General features: G+C 63.7%; 16 protein-coding genes. 7 read left to right on the top strand and 9 right to left on the bottom strand.

What is annotated here, in order from left to right; all coding sequences use genetic code 11:
- Positions 1 to 156 precede the first annotated feature (156 nt).
- Positions 157 to 753, top strand: coding sequence for a DUF1992 domain-containing protein (locus ABQM86_RS17555; RefSeq protein WP_280623563.1), 597 nt, complete (start codon positions 157 to 159; stop codon positions 751 to 753).
- A 95-nt stretch (positions 754 to 848) separates the two neighbouring features.
- Here the strand turns inward: ABQM86_RS17555 and ABQM86_RS17550 are convergent, their stop codons facing one another.
- Positions 849 to 2,162 carry an ammonium transporter gene (locus tag ABQM86_RS17550; RefSeq protein ID WP_207594760.1) on the bottom strand — a complete coding sequence of 438 codons (1,314 nt, stop codon included), beginning with the start codon at positions 2,160 to 2,162 and terminating at the stop codon, positions 849 to 851.
- Positions 2,163 to 2,332: 170 nt separating this feature from the next.
- On the bottom strand, positions 2,333 to 3,559 hold the full coding sequence (locus ABQM86_RS17545; RefSeq protein WP_207597646.1) for an MFS transporter: 1,227 nt from the start codon (positions 3,557 to 3,559) through the stop codon (positions 2,333 to 2,335).
- Positions 3,560 to 3,723: 164 nt separating this feature from the next.
- Here ABQM86_RS17545 and ABQM86_RS17540 point away from each other — a divergent pair, with 164 nt between their 5' ends.
- On the top strand, positions 3,724 to 4,455 hold the full coding sequence (locus ABQM86_RS17540) for a glutamine amidotransferase (protein WP_207594758.1): 732 nt from the start codon (positions 3,724 to 3,726) through the stop codon (positions 4,453 to 4,455).
- Positions 4,456 to 4,579: 124 nt separating this feature from the next.
- On the opposite strand, the gene ABQM86_RS17535 is transcribed toward ABQM86_RS17540, so the two are convergent.
- The 4 genes from ABQM86_RS17535 to ABQM86_RS17520 all read right to left on the bottom strand — a co-directional run bounded on the left by ABQM86_RS17535 (position 4,580) and on the right by ABQM86_RS17520 (position 8,626).
- On the bottom strand, positions 4,580 to 6,208 hold the full coding sequence (locus ABQM86_RS17535; RefSeq protein WP_369745108.1) for an FAD-dependent oxidoreductase: 1,629 nt from the start codon (positions 6,206 to 6,208) through the stop codon (positions 4,580 to 4,582).
- Entirely contained in the window at positions 6,205 to 7,284 is a 1,080-nt protein-coding gene (locus ABQM86_RS17530) for an alcohol dehydrogenase catalytic domain-containing protein (RefSeq protein ID WP_369745107.1), read from the bottom strand. The genes ABQM86_RS17535 and ABQM86_RS17530 overlap by 4 nt, the downstream gene beginning before the upstream one ends.
- Positions 7,285 to 7,293: 9 nt before the next feature.
- Positions 7,294 to 7,617: a YciI family protein gene (locus ABQM86_RS17525; RefSeq protein WP_280623550.1), complete on the bottom strand. Its 324-nt coding sequence runs from the start codon at positions 7,615 to 7,617 to the stop codon at positions 7,294 to 7,296.
- Between the two features lie 112 nt (positions 7,618 to 7,729).
- Positions 7,730 to 8,626, bottom strand: a complete 897-nt coding sequence (locus tag ABQM86_RS17520) for a LysR family transcriptional regulator (protein WP_369745106.1) — start codon at positions 8,624 to 8,626, stop codon at positions 7,730 to 7,732.
- Positions 8,627 to 8,717: 91 nt separating this feature from the next.
- Between ABQM86_RS17520 and ABQM86_RS17515 the strand changes: the two genes are divergently transcribed.
- From ABQM86_RS17515 to ABQM86_RS17495, 5 genes are all read left to right on the top strand, one after another.
- Positions 8,718 to 9,521 (top strand): IclR family transcriptional regulator, encoded by an 804-nt coding sequence (locus ABQM86_RS17515; RefSeq protein WP_207594747.1) that lies wholly within the window; start codon positions 8,718 to 8,720, stop codon positions 9,519 to 9,521.
- 247 nt (positions 9,522 to 9,768) lie between these two features.
- Positions 9,769 to 11,157, top strand: a complete 1,389-nt coding sequence (locus tag ABQM86_RS17510) for an MFS transporter (protein WP_369745105.1) — start codon at positions 9,769 to 9,771, stop codon at positions 11,155 to 11,157.
- Between the two features lie 107 nt (positions 11,158 to 11,264).
- Positions 11,265 to 12,404, top strand: a complete 1,140-nt coding sequence (locus ABQM86_RS17505; RefSeq protein ID WP_369745104.1) for a Gfo/Idh/MocA family protein — start codon at positions 11,265 to 11,267, stop codon at positions 12,402 to 12,404.
- Positions 12,405 to 12,406: 2 nt separating this feature from the next.
- Complete coding sequence (locus tag ABQM86_RS17500) at positions 12,407 to 15,385, top strand: FAD-dependent oxidoreductase (RefSeq protein WP_369745103.1); 2,979 nt, start codon at positions 12,407 to 12,409, stop codon at positions 15,383 to 15,385.
- On the top strand, positions 15,382 to 17,145 hold the full coding sequence (locus ABQM86_RS17495; RefSeq protein ID WP_369745102.1) for an FAD-dependent oxidoreductase: 1,764 nt from the start codon (positions 15,382 to 15,384) through the stop codon (positions 17,143 to 17,145). The genes ABQM86_RS17500 and ABQM86_RS17495 overlap by 4 nt, the downstream gene beginning before the upstream one ends.
- Before the next feature lie 30 nt (positions 17,146 to 17,175).
- Here ABQM86_RS17495 and ABQM86_RS17490 read toward each other — a convergent pair whose 3' ends face one another.
- The 3 genes from ABQM86_RS17490 to ABQM86_RS17480 form a co-directional block, all read right to left on the bottom strand.
- Complete coding sequence (locus tag ABQM86_RS17490; RefSeq protein ID WP_280623535.1) at positions 17,176 to 19,371, bottom strand: transglycosylase domain-containing protein; 2,196 nt, start codon at positions 19,369 to 19,371, stop codon at positions 17,176 to 17,178.
- Between the two features lie 106 nt (positions 19,372 to 19,477).
- Positions 19,478 to 19,978, bottom strand: coding sequence for a sensor histidine kinase (locus tag ABQM86_RS17485; RefSeq protein ID WP_242703397.1), 501 nt, complete (start codon positions 19,976 to 19,978; stop codon positions 19,478 to 19,480).
- Between the two features lie 198 nt (positions 19,979 to 20,176).
- Positions 20,177 to 20,764: a DinB family protein gene (locus tag ABQM86_RS17480; protein WP_369745101.1), complete on the bottom strand. Its 588-nt coding sequence runs from the start codon at positions 20,762 to 20,764 to the stop codon at positions 20,177 to 20,179.
- Positions 20,765 to 20,891 lie beyond the last annotated feature (127 nt).

Below are 20,891 nucleotides of genomic sequence, written 5' to 3'. Positions count from 1 at the left end.
CGAACGGCCCCTGACACGCCTGTTGGCGGCGTGTCGGGGGTCGTTGCGGTTTCAAAGCAGGTGGTGGGGGTACGTGCCCCAACCACGGCAACGTGCGGAATACTGGAATCACGATGTCCGGCAGGCGAGGGCTGCCGTGCGAGGAGGTGGCAGGACGTGAACGCCGAGAATAACGTCTTCAGGCGCAGACTTGAGCGCGGCGCCGAACTGCGGGCAGTCCGGTCATGGGGCGGCAACGCGGAAGAAGACGCAGAGCTTGAGGCCGCCGACGCCGAGGAACGCGAGAAACGCCGCAAAGTGGACGACGCGGCAAGGGTCGAGTACCTCATCCGGGACGCCATGAACCAAGGCAAGTTCGATAACCTGAAATACGCCGGAAAACCAATCCCCGGGCTGGGGGAGCACTACGATCCCGACTGGTGGGTCAAAGGCCTCATCCAACGCGAACGCCTCAGCGGGATCGGTCCGCCGGCCATTCTGCTCCGGATCGAGGACTCCGAGCTCGACGCCAAGCTGGACCAGCAGTACACGGACAAACAGGTCCGGGACATTCTTGAGGACTTCAACAAACGAGTGATCGAGGCCAGGCGGCAACTTCAGGGCGGGCCTCCGGTGATCACCAGGCTCCGCGACGTGGACGCTGAACTGGAAAAGTGGCGGGAACGCAGGTCAGCCGCAGCTCCGCCGGAGCCGGAACCCGAGCAGCCGGGCAAGCGGACGTGGTGGCAGCGGATCTGGAACGGCTCCGGCTAGCCCAACTAGGTAACAGCAAACGTCCCAATCAGCCCTCAGTGGTGCGTTTGCTGTCACTTACTTGGGTGGGCGGGCGCTGTTTGGTGAGGGTGCCGTTAGGCGAAGCTGTCTTCCTTGGCCTCTTCGGGCTTCCGCCTGATCAAAGCAGACAGGTGCGCCTGCTGCTGACGGAAGTGGCCGTGAGCGGTGAGGCCGAACTCGTAGGCGGACTCGGCGTGCTGGGTGAGGTCAACACCGGTGATTTCGTGCTCGTGGGCAACACGGAAGCCGATGGTCCTGTGGATGGCCCGGCCGATGACCAGGGTGCCCAGGCCCGAGAGCGCCATGGTGACCAAGACGGCCACGGTCTGCGCGATCAACTGCTGGGGGCCGCCGCCGTAGAAGAGGCCGCCGGCCGTCCCCTCGGTGGGGAAGGCGATGAAGCCGAGGGAGATCGTGCCGATGACGCCGGCCCCGAAGTGCACGCCCACAACGTCGAGGGAGTCGTCGAAGCCAAACTTGTACTTCAGGTCAACGAACACTGCGCAGGCAGCGCCGGCCACCAAGCCAAGGCCGAGAGCTGCGAGCGGGGTGATGTTCGCGCAGGACGGGGTGATGGCTACAAGGCCGGCCACCACGCCGGACGCTGCGCCCAAGGACGTGGGGTGACCGTGACGGATCTTCTCCACCACCAGCCAGCTCAGCATGGCCGCGGCCGGGGTGACCAGGGTGTTGACCCAGATGAGGCCTGCCTGCTCCACCGTGGCGGCGGCTCCGCCGTTGAATCCGAACCAGCCGAACCAGAGGATGGCTGCGCCGATCATGATGAACGGCACGTTATGTGGGCGGTGGTTGGGGTCCTTGGCGAATCCGTGACGCTTTCCCACGATCAGTGCGAGGACGAAAGCGGCGGTTCCGGAGCTGACCTCAACCACTGCGCCACCAGCGAAGTCGATGACCTGGCCGAAGATCTGGGTGAGGGCGCCGCCTGCACTCATGAGGCCACCGCCCCAGATCATGTAAGCAAGCGGGCAGTAAACCACCGTCACCCAGATCGGTACGAACAAAGCCCAAGCGCCGAATTTGGCACGGTCGGCGATGGCACCGCTGATGAGGGCCACGGTAATGATGGCGAACGTAGCAGCGAAGCCTGCCTTGATGAGGTCCGGCGAACCCATCAGGTCCTGGAGCCCGAAGTGTGCGAAGGGGTTGCCGAACAGGCCGAGGAAGCCGTCGCCGGTGGTCATCGAGTAGCCCCACAGGACCCAGACAACACCAACGATGCCGGCCGAGATGAAGCTCATCATGATCATGTTCAGAGCTGCCTTGGCGCGGGTCATGCCGCCGTAGAACAGGCCGAGGCCCGGGGTCATGAATAGCACCATCGCCGATGACAACATCAGCCAGACGTGTTGCGCAGAGATCTCCACCTGCGTTCCCTTCAAGCTTGTCCGAAACGGGGCCGTTGTTGCACGGCCCACACCAACCCCCCGATCAATGTTCGGTGAGCTATGTTTCCGACTCAGAAGAGCTAAGTTGCAGGTAAGTTACAGAAATCCACTGTTCGTGAAGATCACGTCACCGGTGTGTTTCGGGAATGTTAACGGCGCTTCTCGCGACCCCCGGCAGGGTAGCCGCCGCGACGGCTGGCAATGATGATCACCAGCGCAACCGCAGTGGGAACCGCGGCGGCCAAGGGCACCAGGTGCGCACCGACGGTGGTGAGGGCGAAGGCTCCGTACACAGCACCGATGGCGATCCCCAGTTGGATGGTTACCACAGTCAGCCCGTTGGCAGCATCCTTGTGCTCACCGCCCGCACGGAGAATCGCCGCCTGGTTGTAGATGCCCACCGCTCCGAACGCGATGCCCCAGAGCGTCATCAGTCCAAACGCGCCCACCCAGGTGCCGCCCAGCGCGGGCAGCAGGGCGAAAGCAAGGGTCAAGAGTCCGACGGCGGCAATCACCGAGGTGCGCGGGCGGGAGTCCGCTGTCATGCCGGCAATCCAGATACCCACCAGGCTGGCGATGCCCACCACGGAAAGGGACAGGCTCGTAGCGGATTCCGGCAGTCCGGAGGCGAGGAGGAACGGGGCAACGTAGGTGAAGAGTGTGAAGTGGGCCAGCAGCAGGAGCGGCCATGCGATGGCGATGGCAATGACGCCGGGCAGTTTCATGGCTGCCCGTAGGGATGGGGTCTTCTGGCTGGCTTGGTCATGGGCGCCGGGGAGCAGCCAAAAAGCCAAGACAGCCAGCAACACACCAACTCCGGCCAGGACCAGGAACGAGGCGCGCCAGGTCATGAGCGATCCCATCAAGGTTCCGATGGGAGCACCGACGGCCAACGCGATGCTGTTGCCGCTGAAGACCACAGCCATGGCCTTGCCCACGGAATGTGCGGGGACGATGCGGGCCACATACGGCGCCATGCTGGACCACAACATGCCGTGGGCGATGCCGCCAAGGAGCCTCGCTCCGATCGCCCAACCCAAGGAGGGGCTGAAAGCGAGGAGCACGTTGCTCAGGGCAAAGGCCAGCACGGTGGCAATGAGCAGGGTCTTCCGGGGAAGCCGCCCGGCCAGGAACCGGGACAACGGGAGGGCCGTGAAAACGATGATGGCCGCATAGACCGCGGTCAGCGAACCCACCGCCGACTCGTCCACTCCGAGGTCGCGGCTGATTTGGGGAAGCAGGCCTGAGGGAAGGAGTTCTGTGGTCACAGCCGTGAACCCTGCCGCCGCCAGAACCAGAAGGCCACCCCACGGGATCTTCTTGGGGAGTTGCGGTGCAGCAACTGACGCCTTGGGCGATTGCGTGCCGACGACCAAAGGGTCCTGCTTCAAAGATTGCTCCTCAGAAATGAGTCATAGGTGTGTCATAGGGGTCCCTACCAACGTTATGCAGCCACGGCGATGCAAGGGAGTCTCTGTCAGAAACCCCCTTCGGGCCAACACACTTTGTTCGTCAGGCATTCCTCGCGCAGACTGGGCCTGTGAAGCCCTTCCTTTTGCTGGCCACCCGCGCCGAAGACGCAGCAGCCGATGACGAATACCAGGCCTACCTCCGCTACTGCGGCCTGAAACCGGAAGAATTGGTCCGTATCCGGCTGGAATCCGGGCCTTTGCCGGCGCTTGAACTGTCGGACTATTCCGGGGTGATTGTTGGCGGCAGCCCCTATACGTCCAGCGATCCTGTGGAGGAGAAGAGCTCCGACCAGATCCGGGTTGAGACGGAACTCTCATCCCTTCTGGACCGGATAGTGGCCGAGGACTTCCCGTTCCTTGGTGCCTGCTACGGCGTCGGGACCCTGGGTGTTCACCAAGGGGCCACGATTGACCGCCGCTTTGGCGAGCCTGTGGGGCCCACGGAGATCACGCTCACCGCCGACGGGGAACGTGACCCCATGCTTCGGGGCGTCCCACGCACCTTCGACGCCTTTGTGGGTCACAAGGAAGCGTGCAGCGAACTACCCGGACATGCGGTGCTGTTGGCCAGCTCAGCTGCCTGCCCGGTGCACATGTTCCGCATCAAAAACAACCTCTACGCCACACAATTCCACCCGGAACTGGATGCTGACGGGATCATCACGCGCATCAACATCTACAAGAACGCAGGCTATTTCCCGCCCCACGAGGCCGATGAACTCATCGCCGCCGCCCTTGAATCATCCGTGACGGAGCCCATGCGGGTTCTCAGGAACTTCACGGAGCTCTACGCCCGCTAGCCCATCCGTTGTGGGGCCTGCTCTGCAGGGTTTGGCGTGGGTATTGGGTGTAGAGCGGGCCTGGCAACGCAAACGCCCGACGGCGGTAGTCGCCGTCGGGCGTTTCCGTCCCCCCAAGGGTCGGCTACTTCAGCCGGGCCGCGAGATCTTCCCCGACAGCGAAGGCACGGGTGATCGCGGAACCAAGGGTGGCACCGCCACCGGGGTAGTTGTTGCGGAAGACCCCGGCCGACACGTTGCCCGCCGCATGAAGTCCCGGGATGGGCTGCTGCCGATGGTCCAGGACGCGACCACTGAAGTCCGTAGCCAATCCGCCCGACGTGCCGAGTACGCCTGCCCGGATGGGAACCGCATAAAACGGAGCCACCAGTAAGGGCGCCAGGCAAGGATTGGGGGTGTTCCCGGCATCGCCCAGGAATCGGTCCTGGGGAGTGGCGCCCCTGCCGAATTCCGTGTCCACGCCGAGGACCGCGTCGGCGTTGAACCGGGAAACTGTGGCGTTGAGACCGGCTGGGTTGATGCCCACCTCCTTGGCCAGGAGTTCCAGGCTGGGCGCGGACACCATCCACTCTGCGGGTTCGCCCGGCGAGGAGCCCGCCACCGGGTATTTGGCCACATAGGCGGAATCAAAAACCAACCACGCCGGGTTGTTCTGTTGCCTGCCCGTATGCGGGTTGATCGAGGCGAAGACCCTGCTGGCGTCGTGATAGTTGAGCGCCTCGTTGACGAAACGCTTGCCGTCGCTGTTCACGGTGATGGATCCCGGCAACGTCATCTCCACGTTTCCCATACGCCCCGACTGCTGACCGTCGTACTGATGGGCCGCCGTCGAAATCACCGGAACGCCCCACACTGCCGTCATGTCCTCCACAGCCGCTCCGGCCTTCAGCCCGAGTTCCAAGCCGTCGCCCTCGTTGGACGGGGCGCTGATGGGCGTCACCGGATACGGCAGGAACGCGCTGCGAAGCCGCGGATTCCATTCGAACCCACCAGAGGCAAGCACGACGGCGGTCGCGGCCACGGTCGCGTCGGCAGAAACGCCGCCGAGACTCACCATCCACCCGGCACCTGACGGTGACAATTCCTCCACCGGACTGGACACCACAAGGTGCACGCCCCGGTCCACAGCGCTCGCGATCAGGCTCCCGACCAAGGCGCCGCCCATGGTCCGGATCCCGGTGGACGCCCGGCGTTCCAGCAGCAACGGATCAGCGGCGCGGCCGTTGAGTTCATCGCGTTCGGTCATGGTGAGCAGAGGGAAGTACGACGACGGCCGGATCAGCTCCGAAAGGCCGGGGTAGTCCTGGGGATCAAAAGCGTTGTTGTCCAGGCCGCGGCCACCGTTCGCGGACCCTTTCCAGTCCATGTGGTAGTCCGGGCGGGCAATGGGAACCATGGACACTTTGGTGTTCCGGTTCAGGAAGTCCACAGCCCGCGGCGCAGTGGCCACGTACCACTCAATTTCCTGGGCCGTCATCACGTGGCCGGCTGCCTCCGTGAGGTAAGCGACGCCGTCGGCATGGCTGTCCTCGTACCCGGCAGCCTTGGCGAGGTGGTTGTTCGGTGCCCACATCACGCCACCACCGGCAGCCGTGGTGCCGCCCAGCAGCGGCGCCTTCTCCACCACCAGGACGCTCAGTCCGGCATCGGCAGCACGGACGGCGGCCACCAGTCCGGCGGCGCCACTGCCCATGATCACGACGTCGTAGCTTGCCTTGAGTTGTTCGGGCGCGGTGACGATTGAGGTGCTCATGCGACGCTTCCCGCAGGCATCTCGATGACGATTTTGCCGATCTCCCCGGTTCGTCCCTGCATCAATCGGTACGCCTTCTGCACCTCCGCAAATGCGAAGCGGTGGGTCATGAGGGCACGTGCCTGTTCGGGGTGGCGGGACAGCAGGGCGAGCCCGTCGGGGATGAGGTTGAGGCTCATCCGGCTGCCCATGAGATCCAGTTCCTTGTAGGGGATGTCCTTCATGGAGACGTTGGCTTGCCGCGGCGAGATGCCCACTTGGACAATCCTGCCGGCGCTGGCAACCAGCCTGATGGCATTCTCCAAGGAGGAAGGAACCCCGGTGGCTTCGATGACCAGTTGCGGGCCGTACCCGTCGGTCATGGAGTGAAGGCGTTGTGCTTGGTGTTCATCCGGGAAGTCGCTTCCCGGCCTGACCAGCAGGGTGTCCGCGGCGCCGAACCCGACCGCAAGATCCAGCCGGTGCTGCTCGGTATCGGCGCAGATCACCGTGACTCCAAGCTCCGTCAGGTACAGCGTGGCCAGCAATCCGATGGGGCCGCTTCCCAATACCAGCGCGATGTCGCCGGGCTCGGGCCGACCGCGGTTGACGGCCTGCATGGCGATGGATGCGGGTTCGCCCATGGCGGCGATGTCCAGCGGGAGATCGTCGGGAACGGGGCACAGCTTCTCCACCGGGACGCTGATCAGTTCTGTCAGTGCCCCATCCGAGTAGCAGCCCAGGCAGCCCACGTCCTGGCAGACGTTGTACCGGCCGGTGAGGCACGGGCGGCACTCGCCGCAGTAGATGATGGGGTTGACGGCAACGCGGTCGCCGATGCTGATCTCCTGGACTGTGTCCCTTCCGGAGCCCCCGGTGCCGGTCTTCGCAGGCGCGAGGGCCTCCACGATGCCGGAGAACTCATGGCCTTGGACCAGGGGGAGCTCCGTGGGATAGTCGTCCTCCCAGATATGGAGGTCGGTGCCGCAGAGGGTGACGTTGTGGACCCGGACGAGGGCGTGGCCCGGTTCAAGGACGGGCTCAGGAGAATCCCGAAAAGCAATGGTCTCTTTGGAGACGGTGATCGCGGACAGCACTGGGGGACCTCAGTTCTGCGCGGCGGTCTGCGCGGCTGCCGGCTGCGCAGCATCAGCGCCGAAGAAGATGTTCCACTGCCGCACGGTCCGTTCCTCAATGAGCCCTGCTTGATGGAACGGGTCCTGGTCCATAAGGGCTTCGACGTCGGCTTTGGTGTCACCGTCGATGATCAGCAGCGCGCCTGGTGATTCCTCCGGACCGAAAGGGCCGCTCTTGAGGAGGCGACCGCCGTCGAACTGGGCTTTGAGGAACTCCACGTGAGCGGGCCGGACTGTATCCCGGCCGGCAGACGTCGAGTCGGAGTAGGCGTATGTAACGGCAAACGTGGCCATGAGGGTGTCCTCTTCATTGAGTGAGTGGGGCTTTTCTCAATGCTGGGCAACGCATTAGCTCTTGTCCAATACTTAGTTGGTCTCTCACCATGTGCAGAAAACACATAGTGGGCTAGTCCCCAGGTGTTGGCAGCACCTCCTCAGCCAGTTGGATTGCCGCCCGAACGGCCGGAGACATGGAGCCAGGGTTCCAGGCGAGTCCGGAAAACAGGAGGACGTCGTCGCCTTGAAGCGGCAGGAAGACGATGCCCGCAGGCATGATCCCTTCAATGGACCCGGGCATCAGGCTGATGCCCACGCCACCGGCCACCAAGGACAGTGCCGTGTAGGGGTCGGAGACCTCCTGGGCGATCCTGGGGCGGAAACCGGCGGCAGCACACGCCGCGAAGGTGACCTCACGCAGCGTGGACCCTTGGGCGGCAGGCATGGTGATGAACGGATCATTGGCCAGCTCGGCCATTTCCACGGAGGCCTGTCCGGCAAGGGGGTGGTCTGCCGGCAGGGTAACCCCCAGGCGCTCAATGGCAATACAGCGGGTGGCCAGCGACGGAGCGTCGATGGGTAGGCCGATAAAGGCCAGGTCCAGTGCACCGTTGCCCAGTTGGTGAAGTGCTTCCTGGGTCAGCAAGCCTCCCCGCAGCGTCACGTCGAGTTGCGGGTAGCGCTGGCGCAGGGCCCGTGTCAGTGGGGGAAGCGTGGCATGGTTCAGTGCACCCGAGAAGCCGATGGCGATTTTGCCATAGACGGTCCCCGTTCCGGCGCTGACAGCCCTGCGTGCCAGGTCCACTTCGTCCAGGATCCGGCGTGCGTGCGGCAACAGGGAATGCCCGGCCGGGGTCAGCGTGACGGACCGGGTGTTGCGGACAAAGAGCGGTGCGCCCAAGCCCTTTTCGAGCTTCTTGATGGTTTGGCTCAACGGCGACTGTGCCATGCGGAGCCGTTCTGCCGCCCTGCCGAAGTGCAATTCCTCTGCTACTGCCAGGAAGGCCTCAATTTGCCGCAGTTCCACGTTGCCTCCCGGATTCTCGCGCTTCAGTGCAAGGCTATATTGGGTTTGCGGTCCGCGATGCAGCCGACCGGAAAAGCACTACGGAGGCATCATGGCCAACTCGGCGTCGGGGGAGTCCGTGATCGAACGCGTCGTGAAGATCATGGACGCGTTTTCCAAAGGCCAGCCGTGGCTTCCCCTGAAGGACATGGTCCGGATTACCGGCATGTCCCGCAGCACAGTGCATCGCCTGGCCATGGACCTGGCAGCCAACGGACTCCTGGAGCGCAACGCTGCCGGCGAGTTCGGCGTCGGAATGAAGATGTGGGAACTGGCCTCCCGCAGTAATCCCCTGGAGGAATTCCGACGTCGCGGTTTGCCGTTCCTGGAAGGTGTGCACGCGGCGGTGCGGGAACACGTTGCCCTGTCCATTCCGGATGTGGAAACCAACAGTGTTCTTTACCTCGAACGCCTGGACCGGCATGGAACGGTCATGAACCTGGCGGAGGTTGCCGGCCGTCTGGACATCCACACGACGTCGTCGGGAATGGCCATGATGGCGCACATGCCGGGCTGGGTTCAGGACCGGTTCCTGGCAGGAAAGCTGGAGAAGACCACGCAGGCAACGGAGGTGGACCCTGCCAGGATCAGGAGCCACCTCGCCCAGATCCGTGAGCGTGGCTATGCCCGTTTGGTGGGTGTCCTGGTGGAGGAAAACACGGCCTATTCCGTGCCGGTGTTTGGCCAGGGCCAAGCCGTCATAGGTGCCATTTCCGTCGTCGTGCCCTCTGTGGACGAAGACGCCGGGCTGATACTCCCGGTCCTGGTGGCCGCAGGCCGCGGCTTGTCCCGGACCATGGGTGCTGAACGCCGGCCTTATGGCTCCCGTCCGTGGTTGTCCCACCTGGAGCCCTGACGGGTCAGATAAGAGACGTATCCCGTTCAACGGGAAGTTGTGCCGCTGCGTGTGACCTGGGTCCTACAGTCGATTCCAGAGGAACAATCGCCTGTGATCTGGAGCACAGCTACGGGAGTCGTTATCAACGGCTACCGGGCGGGCTGCACAACAAAGCAGCAGCCGGCGGTTTGTATCTCGTCCAATTCTTTGCCGGGCAAGGCACCATGGCGGTGCCACTTCCCGCGGCACTCAATGAGGAGACAGTATGGGACACGTGCAGCAGCACTCGCCCTCGGACGCCAACAATGCGGCCTCGCCGCTTGGAACAGAACCGGTTGGAACAGAGCCGGTTGAACACGTCAAAATGCCCAAGAAGGCGGCACTCGCCTCCTTCCTCGGATCCACCTTGGAGTACTACGACTTCTTCATCTACGGCACTGCCGCCGCCCTGATCTTCCCCAAGATCTTCTTCCCCGGCGGCGACCCCGTAGTGGCATTGCTCGGAGCGATGGCGACGTTCGGCGTGGGCTACCTTGCCCGGCCACTCGGCGGATTGGTGATGAGCCACTACGGTGACAAGATCGGCCGCAAGCAGGCACTGATGGTCACGCTGGTGATCATGGGCGTTGCCTCCATCGGCATCGGATTCCTGCCCACATATGGACAAATCGGCTACTGGGCAACGGCGTTGTTGCTGCTGGGCCGTCTGGCCCAGGGCTTCTCTGCCGGCGCTCAAGCCGCAGGTGCCTCGACCCTCACCATGGAACACTCACCCGAAGGCCGTCGCGCGTTCTTCACCAGCTTCGTGATGACCGGATATGCCTCTGGAATGGTGCTGTCCACGGTGGTCTTTATCCCCTTGGCAGCCCTGCCCGAAGAGCATCTGCTCAGCTGGGGCTGGCGCGTGCCGTTCTGGCTCTCGGTAGTAGTGCTTGCGGTGGCCTACTGGATCCGGACCCGCTTGGATGAGCCCCCGGTGTTCGAGGAAATCGTGGAGCATGACAAGCCCAAGGCCATTCCCGCCGTCGCGGTCATGAAAACCCAGTGGCGCGACGTCCTGCGCGTTGGCGTGGTGATGCTGTTCTCCGTCATGCAGACCACCTTCACCGTGTACGCCTTGGCCTATGCCACCGGCCCTGCCGTGGGGATCGACCGCACCCTCATGCTCACCGTGAACGCCGTGACCATCGGCCTGTCCATGGTGACCATCCCCATCTCGGCCATGATCTCGGACCGCGTTGGCCGCAAGAAGGTCCTTCTGGTGGGTGCCCTTGGCTGCGCTTTGACCACCATCGGCTATTTCTGGGCCATCAGCGAGCAGAACATCGCCCTGATCTTCCTGTTCGGTTTCCTGAACATGACGGTCTTCTACTCCTGCTGGAACGGCGTGTGGACGGTGTTCTTCCCTGAGATGTTCCCCGCAGCAGTCCGCTACTCCGGCATGGCGATCGGCAGCCAGATCGGCTTGATCCTGGCTGGCTTCGCACCGGCCATCGCAACCCTCTTGGCCCAGCCCGGACCGAACGGGTGGTGGCCGGTAGCGGGCTTCACCATCCTGTGCCTGGTGGCTTCGGGCATCGCCATCATGACGGCCCGGGAAACGTACAACGTCCCGCTCGAAGACCTTGGCAAACCGCGCACTTCCCTCAAGTAGCAAACAGCACGCACGACGCCGGGCGGCAGCTTCCGCCGCCCGGCGCGGTCCCTTCCACGTCAGAACCACAGCAAACGACTCATTTGCCCCGAAAGTTGGATTACCCGATGACTTCGTCAGCAACCGCACCCCGCATCTTCCGCGTTGGAATCGCGGGTTGCGGCGCCATTTCCCGCAACCACCTGGAAGCTTTCCTTGCATTGGACAACGTCCGGGTGGTGGGCGTCTGCGATGTGGATCCGGACCGGGCCTCAGCAACAGCCAAGACCTGGGGAGTCCCGAACGCGGTCACCAGCGTGGACGAGCTCCTCGCCCTGGACCTGGACATCGTTTCCGTCTGTACGCCGCATCCCACCCACGAGGACGTGGTGCTGAGGGCAGCCGCAGCCGGAATCAACGTTCTCTGCGAGAAACCCATAGCTACCAGACTGGAGTCCGCTGAGCGCATGGTGTCAGCCTGTGAAGACGCCGGAGTCCAGCTGGGGGTCCTTTTCCAGCGCCGCTTCTGGCCGGCGTCGCAGAAGATCCGCACCGCGATTGACGATGGCACGCTGGGCAAGGCGATCATGGCCCAGTGCTCGGTCATGCTGCACCGCGACCCGGACTACTACAACCGCGACACCTGGCGTGGCACGTGGGAGAACGACGGCGGCGGGGTGCTGATGTCCCAGGCCGTGCACCAGATCGACCTCCTCCAGTGGTACCTGGGGGACGTGGCCGAGGTTTACGGAAAGGTCAACACCTACCGCCACGGCGATTACATAGAGGTAGAAGATTCCGCAACGGCGGTGATCACCTTCACCTCCGGAGCCATGGCAACGCTGGAGGCCTCCACCGCGGTATCGCCCAACCTTGGAATCCAGCTCCGCATTACCGGCGAAACGGGCGCCTCGGCTTCCCTGACGGAGTTCCCGGAAGGCAGCGATGGTCGACTCGACCTGTGGGCGGTGGGTGAGCGAATCGTCGTCGAGCCTGTCCATCCTGAAGGCGTTGAACCGAACGTCGACCTGTCCGTCATCAACGGCCAGCTGATCCCGTTCCACAAACTGCAGGTGAAGGACTTCGTGCAGGCGCTGGAAACCGGCACCGAACCGGCCATCACGGGCAAAGACGCGCTGAAATCCTTGCGGATCCTGCTGGCAATCTACGAGTCCTCACGCACCGGCCAACCTGTCCGCTTCGCCGCAGTACAGCCTACCCACGCAGCCATTCCAGAGCTGCGCGGACGTGAAAAGGTGGCTCGTTGACCATGGTTTCCACCACGCCCTCAGCGGGAATGCCGCTGACCCTGGGCCGCAACGGCCGCACCCCCAAGACACTCCGCAACCGCCTCGCGTCGGCCCCCATGGAACGCAATTACGGCACCACGGATGGGCACATCACCGAGCAATACATTGACTACCTTGTGACCCGCGCCAAGGCCGGCCTTGGCATGGTGACCACCGAAGCGACGTTTGTCCGCGCCGACGGCAAGGGCCGCACGCACCAACTCGGCCTGCACACGGACCACATGATCCCCGGGCTCCGCCGCCTCACCGACGCCCTGCACGCCGAAGGTGCGCTGGCCGCCGTCGAACTTAATCACGGTGGCCGCACCGCGCAGTCCGCCGTTTCCGGGTTCAAGAACCTCGCGCCGTCGCCGGTTCCCTGCCCGACGGCGGGTGGCGAGGTTCCGCGGGAACTCACCGCTGCCGAGTGTTATGAACTCGTGGCTGCCTATGCTGCTGCGGCGAAGCGCGCGGTGGCCGCTGGTTTCGACGTCATCAACCTCCACGGCGCGCACGGGTACCTGATCCACCAATTCATGTCGCCCATTTCCAATCACCGTAAGGACGAGTTCGCGGCCCCGGAGTTCTTCATGAACCTGGTCATTGATGCCGTTCGCGAAGCAGTGCCGGACACGATCGTGGGCATGCGCGTTTCCGTGCTGGAAGGTCCAGCCGATGGCATCAACGCAGAACAGCAAGTGGCCATCATCGGGAAAGCCCATCTTGACAAGCTCGACTTCCTGGACCTTTCCGCAGGCAGCTACGACGCCGGCGAATGGATCGTCCAATCGGGGGAGTGGAAGCCCGGAATCTTGTCCGACCACGCCCAGGCCTACCGCCAGTTCGGTCTCCCTTTGGGCATGGCCGGACGACTCAACAGCCCGGAAATCATTGAAGAAGTCCTCGCACGCGGCACCTGCGATTTCGTGAGCCTGGCGCGCGCCATCCACGCGGATCCTGCTTTTGTGGGCGGCGTGCTGCGCGGCGAACGCTACCGGCCGTGCATCGCCTGCAACGTCTGCATCGATAACCTGGGGCTCGGCCAAGTCACCTGCACGGTCAATCCTGCCGTGGGTCGTTCCCGTGTTCCCGTTTCAACCCCGGCCGTCCGCTCCGCCTCGCGAGTGCTGGTGGTGGGTGCCGGTCCTGCCGGGCTTACCGCTGCCCGCGAACTCGCCGAAGCGGGCGCCCTTGTGACCTTGGTGGACGACGGCGCACGGCCCGGCGGGCAGTTCGCGCTCGCCGAGCGTATGAGGTCCACGCCGGACTTCCACCGTTTCGCCGACTGGTCAGCCTCGGAGAACGAGCGCCTCGGCGTAGAGGTCCGCTTGGGTACCCATGCTGACACGTCCGACGTCGGTGGGTTGGTCCGCGATTTCGGCGCCGACGCAGTTGTCATCGCTACTGGTGGTCGTCGGCCTGAGGCAGGGTTTGTTGGCGGCGACTCGCCTCTCGTCTCCGATATCCGTGACTGGCTCGCTGCCCACCCGGAGATCCTGGACGGTTCTGCGGAGGTCTTTCCGGAAGCCGTGACCATCTGGGGCGCTGATTCCGTGGCCATGAGCGTGGCCGACACCCTGGCGGCCCTCGGAACTTCGGTGCTGGTGGTCGGACCGCAGGAAGCGCTGGCCCCGGAATCCGGACGTCGCGCCAAGATCCTGGCCGTGCCGCGCCTTGAAGCCAACCCGAAAGTGCGGATCTTCCTGGCCAGCACCATCGAGGAGTTTGACGGCAGCCGCGTACGGATCAGCCGGGCGGGTGTTCAGGACGAGTGGATTGAAGCCCCGGGGGAGCTGCTGGTCTCGCGTTCGGTCCTGCCCTTGGACGGTCCCCTCACTCTGGAGCAACGGGAAGCTGGGCTCAGCCTGTCCGCTTCCGTTCCCGTCGCAGTGGCCGGAACGGTCGTCGATAAGACGCCAGCCATCGTGTCCAACGCGGTCAAGAGCGGCTACGACGCAGCCCAACGAATTGCCGCTGCCCTGACTGCGAGTGATGACACTGATGGTGCCGAGCTCGCTGGAAACGTGCCGGATCGCCGTAGCTTTTCGGCGATCTCGCAGCTGACCGGCGATCCCGCTTCTCCCGGTGCCTCTGCCCCCGTCGCCAATCTACCCCTCGGCACGCCAGTGCGTCGGCTCGGACTTGCACAGCTCTCCCTTGTGGGAACCGCACCCCCGGACCTGGTAAGCATCGCCGCTGAGGCCGGGTTCGACTTCATCGGTGCACGCGTACGTCCCGTGACACCCACGGAGCGCCCGTACAACCTCCAGCCCGGCTCGCCCATGCTTCGCGAAACCTTGGTTCGAATGGCCGACACGGGAATCACCGTTGAAGACATCGAGTTCCTGCTTCTGGACGGAACCGGCCTGCAGAATGGCGCCGATCAACGCGAAGCCTGGCTGCGGATGATGGAGGCGGGTCAAGCTCTGGGAGCGTCCACGCTGACAGTTGCGTGTGCGGATCCGGACCTGGACCGTTTCGGGGATCATCTGGCGCAGATGACCCAGGACGGCAAAGCCTACGGAATCGTCCCCACGTTGGAACCCATCGCATATCAGACCGTCCGTTCGATCCCGCAGGCCGTTGAACTCGCGGACCGGGCAGGCTGCAAGATCGTGGTGGATGCACTCCACGTCAACCGCTTCGGCGGCACATGGGCCCAACTCGAAGACGCCGCGGGCCTGGTCCCCATGATCCAGCTCTGCGACGGTCCGTCCATCCCGCCGCCCGGCAGGGAAGGACTGATCCTTGAGTCACGCTCGGAACGGGGTGTGCCGGGTGAAGGCCAATTCGACCTTCCAGCCATGCTCGCGTCGTTCCCCGCCGACACCCCCGTCAGCGTCGAAACCCCTTCCGGAAGCAGAGTGGCCGTCATGGGCGAACTCGCATGGGCCAAACAGCTGAAGGCAGCAGCCAACTCAGTCCTCACCACCCCCGTATTTACCTGGAGCACCACGTGAACAACACCCCATCCCTCCCCACCCTTGACTGCGATGTCCTCGTCATCGGCTCAGGAGCCGGAGGCCTCGCTGCGGCAGTGACAGCGGCCTACCACGGGCTGAAAGTCATCGTCGTGGAAAAGTCCGGAGTCTGCGGCGGCGCAACCTCGTGGTCCGGCGGCTGGGCGTGGGCTCCCGGTAACCCACTGGCGAAAGCCGGGGGCGTCAACGAAGACAAGGAGACATTCCGGGCTTATCTCCGTGCCGTCCTCGGCGACGACTATCGGGAGCAGAACGTAGAGGCCTTCCTCGAGGCTGCCCCACACATGGTGGGCTTCTTCCAGGAAAAGACGTCACTGCAATTCGTTCCGGGCAGCAAGATCAACGACATCTACGGCAAGCTCCCAGGCGCCGGCAAAGGCAACCGCTCTGTAGGGCCCAAACCCCTTAATGCCCGGACCATCAAGCCGGCCCTTCGTCACAAGATGCGCCATCAGCTGTACGAGACGTCCTTCCTCGGCATGGGCATCATGGCAGGGCCGGACCTCAGCAAGTTCCTCTCAGCGTCACAGGGCAACCTCAAAGGGATCTTCCACGCGGGGTGGCGTTTCGGCTTCCACCTCCTGGACCTGCTGACCCACCGCCGCAACATGCAGTTGGTCAACGGCACAGCGCTCACCGGCAGGCTTATGAAGTCCGCGGATGACCTGGGCGTCGACATCCGCGTCTCTACCCCTGCCACAGCGTTGCTCAGCGACGACGACGGCAAGGTGACCGGCGCCGTCGTGCGTTCTCCGGAAGGCGCGCTGCAGATCAACGCTGGCCGCGGCGTCGTGCTGGCCACCGGCGGTTTCCCCAACGATGTCCAGCGTCGCAAGGAGCTGTTTCCCAAGACTCCCACCGGATGGGAGCACTGGACACTTTCACCGCGGGAGACGGCCGGCGACGGCATCAACCTGGCCCAATCCGTCGGTGCGCGCTTCAAGACGGACGTGAAGTCGCCGGCCGCATGGTGCCCGGTGTCGCTGGTGCCATACCGCAACGGCCGGACCGGGGTGTTCCCGCACATCATGGACCGAGCCAAGCCCGGCAGCATCGGTGTCCGTTCGGATGGGAAGCGGTTCGTGAACGAGGCCAACGGCTACTACGACTACGTTGACGCACTCATCGCAGCGACCCCGGAAGGGGAGGCCGTGGAGTCGTGGCAGATCGCGGACAGTCGGTTTGTGCGTAAATTCCCGCTCGGAATGGCCAAACCGCTGCCCGTGCCGTTGTTTCCCTATCTGCGTTCCGGATACCTCCTCAAGGGCCGGACGCTGGAAGAACTTGCCACGAAATGCGGCATCGACCCCGCAGAGTTGCGCCGCACTGTGGCGAGGTTCAACGCCAACGCCCGTGACGGCGTCGATCCCGACTTCGGACGCGGCGAGACGGCTTTCAACCGCTACGGCGGCGATCCCACCAACCAGCCGAACCCGTCATTGGGGCCCATCGAGAAGGGGCCGTTCTACGCGGTGCGTGTGGTGCCGGGCAGCTTCGGCACGTTTGCGGGGGTCTACACGGATGGCCGGTCCAGGGCCCTCAATGACGACGGCGTCCCCATCGAGGGCCTGTACGTCGCCGGCAACGACCAAGCCAACGTCATGGGCGGGCATTACCCGGCGGGCGGCATCAACCTGGGCCCGGCGCTGACGTTCGGGTACATCGCGGGCCGTCACCTCGCCGGCGTGGACAGCTACGAGGACGACGGCACGCGCGCTGACGCGGAGATCTCTCACTAGCCCGGAACTGCCGGCAACGCAGGGCTCCAGCTACCGTCCCGTCAACCGCGGAACCGCGGGCACCGTGGTGACGGGTGCCGGAGCCGGTGGGGGAGCAGGTGCTGCGAAGGGTCCGCTGGGGTAAAGGGCAGTGGCTTCCACCATGTAGTTGGCCCACTGGGGTCCAGCGATCATGTAGCCGTCCAGGGATTTGTAGAACTTTCCGTTGATGGTGACGTTCTGCCCGGCCCGCTGCTGTCCCGCCGTCGTATCGCCGAAGAACGACGCCGTGGAAAGAGAGGTGGTGTAACCGGCCACCCACGTGGCCCCGTTGTTGTTGGACGTGCCGGTCTTGGCAGCCACGGGAACCTTGGTGTGGACCTTGGGCTCGATCCACACACCGGAGCCCATCTTGAGTACATCCTGCAGGACGGCATTAACGCCACGGGCCACCGCCGGTTTCACCGCCTCCCGGCACTGGGGTGTTTGGGCTTCGAACTGGCGGCCCTGGGCATCGCTGATCTCAGTAATCGCTATGGGTGCGCAGTACGTGCCGTCATTGGCGAAGGTTGCGTAGGCGCTCGCCAGGACCAGTGGTGCAACGCCGATGGAGCCCAGCAGATTGCCGATCTGGTGCATGTTCACCGGAGCGTTGTCGAGCCCGCTGTGCAGGCCCACCGTATCCACCATTTTCTGGATGCCGCAGAAGTCCAACTGGGCTGCGGTAGCGAAAGTGGCCGTGTTGATGGAGTTGTAGAGGCCGTAGTTGATAGGCATGGCGCGGTAATAGCCCGGATCGTTGTTTTGCAGGTCGTCGTCGGCCCCCAGGTTCTGTGCCTTCTGGGCGGAGCTGTAGCCGCCCAACACCCTTCCGCAGCTGGAACGCCACGGGAACCCCACGGGGTAGACCCTGCGTGAGGCGTCAACCACGGCAGTGGGGTGCTTGCCTTGGTTGAGCCACTCGGCGTAAATGAACGGTTTCATGGTGGACCCCGGCTGGAACCCGCCGGCGCCGTTGAGGTCGTATCCGTTCTCGTCCTTGGCGTCCACGTTGAAGTTCAGCTGGGTATCGTATTTTCCTTCCTGCGGCACGAAGACCGTGTTTTGGGCCATCGACAGGATCTTTCCGGTGCCGGGCTGCACTGTGGTCATGGCCGCGCCCCACTTGTCCGGGTTGTCCCCGGCGGAGGCGTCCACTTGGGCCTGGGCAACTGCTTGGAGCCTGCTGTCCAAGGTGGTGGTGATAGTGAGGCCGCCCCGGTAGAGCAGGCGTTCGCGCTCGTTAACGGTGGAACCATAGGTCTCGTCGTTGAGGATCAGGTGGGAGACGTAGTCACAGAAGTAGGTGGCTATAGCTGCCCCCGCGCACCCCTGCCGGGAAGGCGTGATGTTCAGCTCTATGGGTGTTGCCACTGCCACGCCGTGGTCTACTGCCGTGATCATGCCCTGTTCCAGCATCCGGTCCAGGACGAGGTTGCGCCGGCTCAACGCTGCATCCGGGTCCACGGTGGGGTCGTAAATGCTGGGCCCATTGACCAGGCCGGCAAGGAGCGCGGCCTGTGGAAGGGTCAGGTCCTTCGCGGAGGTGCTGAAGAAGTATCGCGATGCGGCTTCAATGCCGTAGGCGTCCCGGTTGAAGAACACGATGTTCAGGTAACCCTCAAGGATCTGTTCCTTGTTGAACCGCTTCTCCAGCTCGAGGGCGAGTTTGACCTCACGGAGTTTGTCTCCCATGGTTTTCTGGCCGCTGAGCACCACGTCTTCAGGACGCCCCTCGGACAGCCGCGACTCGTTGAGCACGTTGGTGACGTATTGCTGGGTCAGCGTGGATGCCCCTTGCCGTGTCCCTTTTGTCAGGTTGGAACTCAACGCCCGGATGATGCCTTGCGCGTCTACGCCGGCGTGATCGTAAAAGCGGCTGTCTTCGATGGCCACGATGGCTTCCCGGATGAACGGCGACATCTCCTCCAAGGGAACCTTGACCCGGTTTTCTGCGTAGAACGTGGCGATGTGTTGGCCGTCTGCGGAGACCATGGTGCTGGAAAGGGAGGGGGAATCGACGTTCAGCTCGCTCGGCAGGTCCTCATAGAAGCCGATCGACCCGCCCACGGTGGTGCTGGTGAAGGCCACCACGGGGACCACCAGCCCGGAGATCAACACTCCGCAGAGGATACTCACCAGGAAGTAACCGAAGACCCTCAGGAGGACCTTGCCGAGACCGATCTTTGGACCCTTGTTGCGCGCCATTTTCGTGCCATTCCGTCGGGATGTCAGGCTGAAAAGTAGCTACAGAATACGTCCGGCAATGCGGTGGGGAAATGGCTGGGAGCCCAAATAAGGTCGCAAATCGGACTCAATCCAGCGGCAGCGTGACCCTGACGCTGGTGCCCCGCCCGAGTGCGGAGTCGATGTCTACTGTCCCGCCGGCGTCGTGCACTGCGATGGACATCAGCAGCAAGCCAAAACCGTGCCGCCGGCCGCTGGGCGAGGCGTGGATTTCAAAACCGGCGCCGTCGTCCGTGATGGTCAGCTGGATGCCGTGATAGACGGCGTTGAGTCGGACGGTGAGCTCGCTGGCGCCGGCGTAATTGAGGGTGTTGCTGAAGGTTTCCTGCGCCACGTGATAAAGGAGGGCGGCGGCTTTCGATGAGATCTCGATGCCATGATGCGGGGTGTGCCAGTGCACGGTGACGCCGGTGCGTCGGAGCGGCGCGGCGAGTCGGTCGATGCATCCAGCGACGCCCAGCGCGTAAAAATCCACGGGGTGTTGATCCTGGATGATGCCCTTCACGGCAACTACCTCACTGAGTGCTGATGACTGCTCCATTGCGTCCCCCACATCGATGTCTTTCATACTTGAGATTCGTTGCCGAAACCCCTCGGTATTGGTGTTCCGACTGATTCCAGCGTGGCGCCGCTATATCAAGGAACCTTTTCGTTTGGCTCAAGTTCGCATCAAGTTTGTGGGGGAGGCTTGCAGGAGTCATGCCTCGTTTCTACGGAGCGAGGCTACGCCGGAGGTTTGCCCAACATATGCAGTGGCTGTGAAGGTTCACCAGTGCCGGCGGTCTGCCTCCCGGGCTGCTTCTTCGATGCGGTACCGGTGGGCTGCCCATTCCTCGGAGTTACGGCCGGGGATGTTGGGATCGCCCGGCCTCTGCCCCGCGGAGCCATCGATGAGCTCGCGGATGATGTCTGCGTGCCCCGCGTGCCTGGCGGTTTCCACGCACATGTGAACCAGTATCTGGTGGAGCGTGACGTTCTTCTTCTCGTCCGACCACCACGGCACCACGCCCGGTGCGTCCAAAGGGAGGGTCTCGATGGTTTCATCGCTGTGCTTCGCGGAAAAGTGGTGCAACTCCAGGATTTCTTCCCGGCTCTCGGTGGCAGGGACCCACATATCGGAATCCGGTTCGGCGTCCTCCGCCAGCCACGGCATCTCCCTGCCGCTGGGCCGCCCGAATGTCACCCCGAAATAGTCGAGCTCCACGCTGGCCACGTGCTTCACGAGGCCCAGCAGATTGGTTCCTGTGGGAGTCATGGGCCTGCGGGCGTCATACTCGCTGAGGTTCTCCACCTTGCCGAGCAGGTCCGCCCTCCGGAGCCGCAGATACCCGAGCAACATCGCTTTGTCATCCATGGGGAGCACTTTACAGAAAGGCGGGACCCGCGACTTCGCTGGAACACTGTGGCTTCGCCGGAAAGTTCCAGCGGTCTCGCACGTTTCCAGCGACGGGGACGTGACCAGGTACTGCTTTATTCCTCTC

The organism is Paenarthrobacter sp. AMU7 (genome assembly GCF_041200195.1).
GTDB lineage: Bacteria > Actinomycetota > Actinomycetes > Actinomycetales > Micrococcaceae > Arthrobacter.
This window is presented reverse-complemented; position numbering and strand designations above follow the sequence as displayed.

Excerpts from the sequence above, each read along its gene's own strand:
- ABQM86_RS17535 (WP_369745108.1), bottom strand. The coding sequence starts at position 6,208 with ATGAGCACCTCAATCGTCACCGCGCCCGAACAACTCAAGGCAAGCTAC.
- ABQM86_RS17490 (WP_280623535.1), bottom strand. The coding sequence starts at position 19,371 with ATGGCGCGCAACAAGGGTCCAAAGATCGGTCTCGGCAAGGTCCTCCTG.
- ABQM86_RS17480 (WP_369745101.1), bottom strand. The coding sequence starts at position 20,764 with ATGGATGACAAAGCGATGTTGCTCGGGTATCTGCGGCTCCGGAGGGCG.
- ABQM86_RS17510 (WP_369745105.1), top strand. The coding sequence starts at position 9,769 with ATGGGACACGTGCAGCAGCACTCGCCCTCGGACGCCAACAATGCGGCC.
- ABQM86_RS17515 (WP_207594747.1), top strand. The coding sequence starts at position 8,718 with ATGGCCAACTCGGCGTCGGGGGAGTCCGTGATCGAACGCGTCGTGAAG.
- ABQM86_RS17525 (WP_280623550.1), bottom strand. The coding sequence starts at position 7,617 with ATGGCCACGTTTGCCGTTACATACGCCTACTCCGACTCGACGTCTGCC.
- ABQM86_RS17505 (WP_369745104.1), top strand. The coding sequence starts at position 11,265 with ATGACTTCGTCAGCAACCGCACCCCGCATCTTCCGCGTTGGAATCGCG.
- ABQM86_RS17485 (WP_242703397.1), bottom strand. The coding sequence starts at position 19,978 with ATGAAAGACATCGATGTGGGGGACGCAATGGAGCAGTCATCAGCACTC.
- ABQM86_RS17500 (WP_369745103.1), top strand. The coding sequence starts at position 12,407 with ATGGTTTCCACCACGCCCTCAGCGGGAATGCCGCTGACCCTGGGCCGC.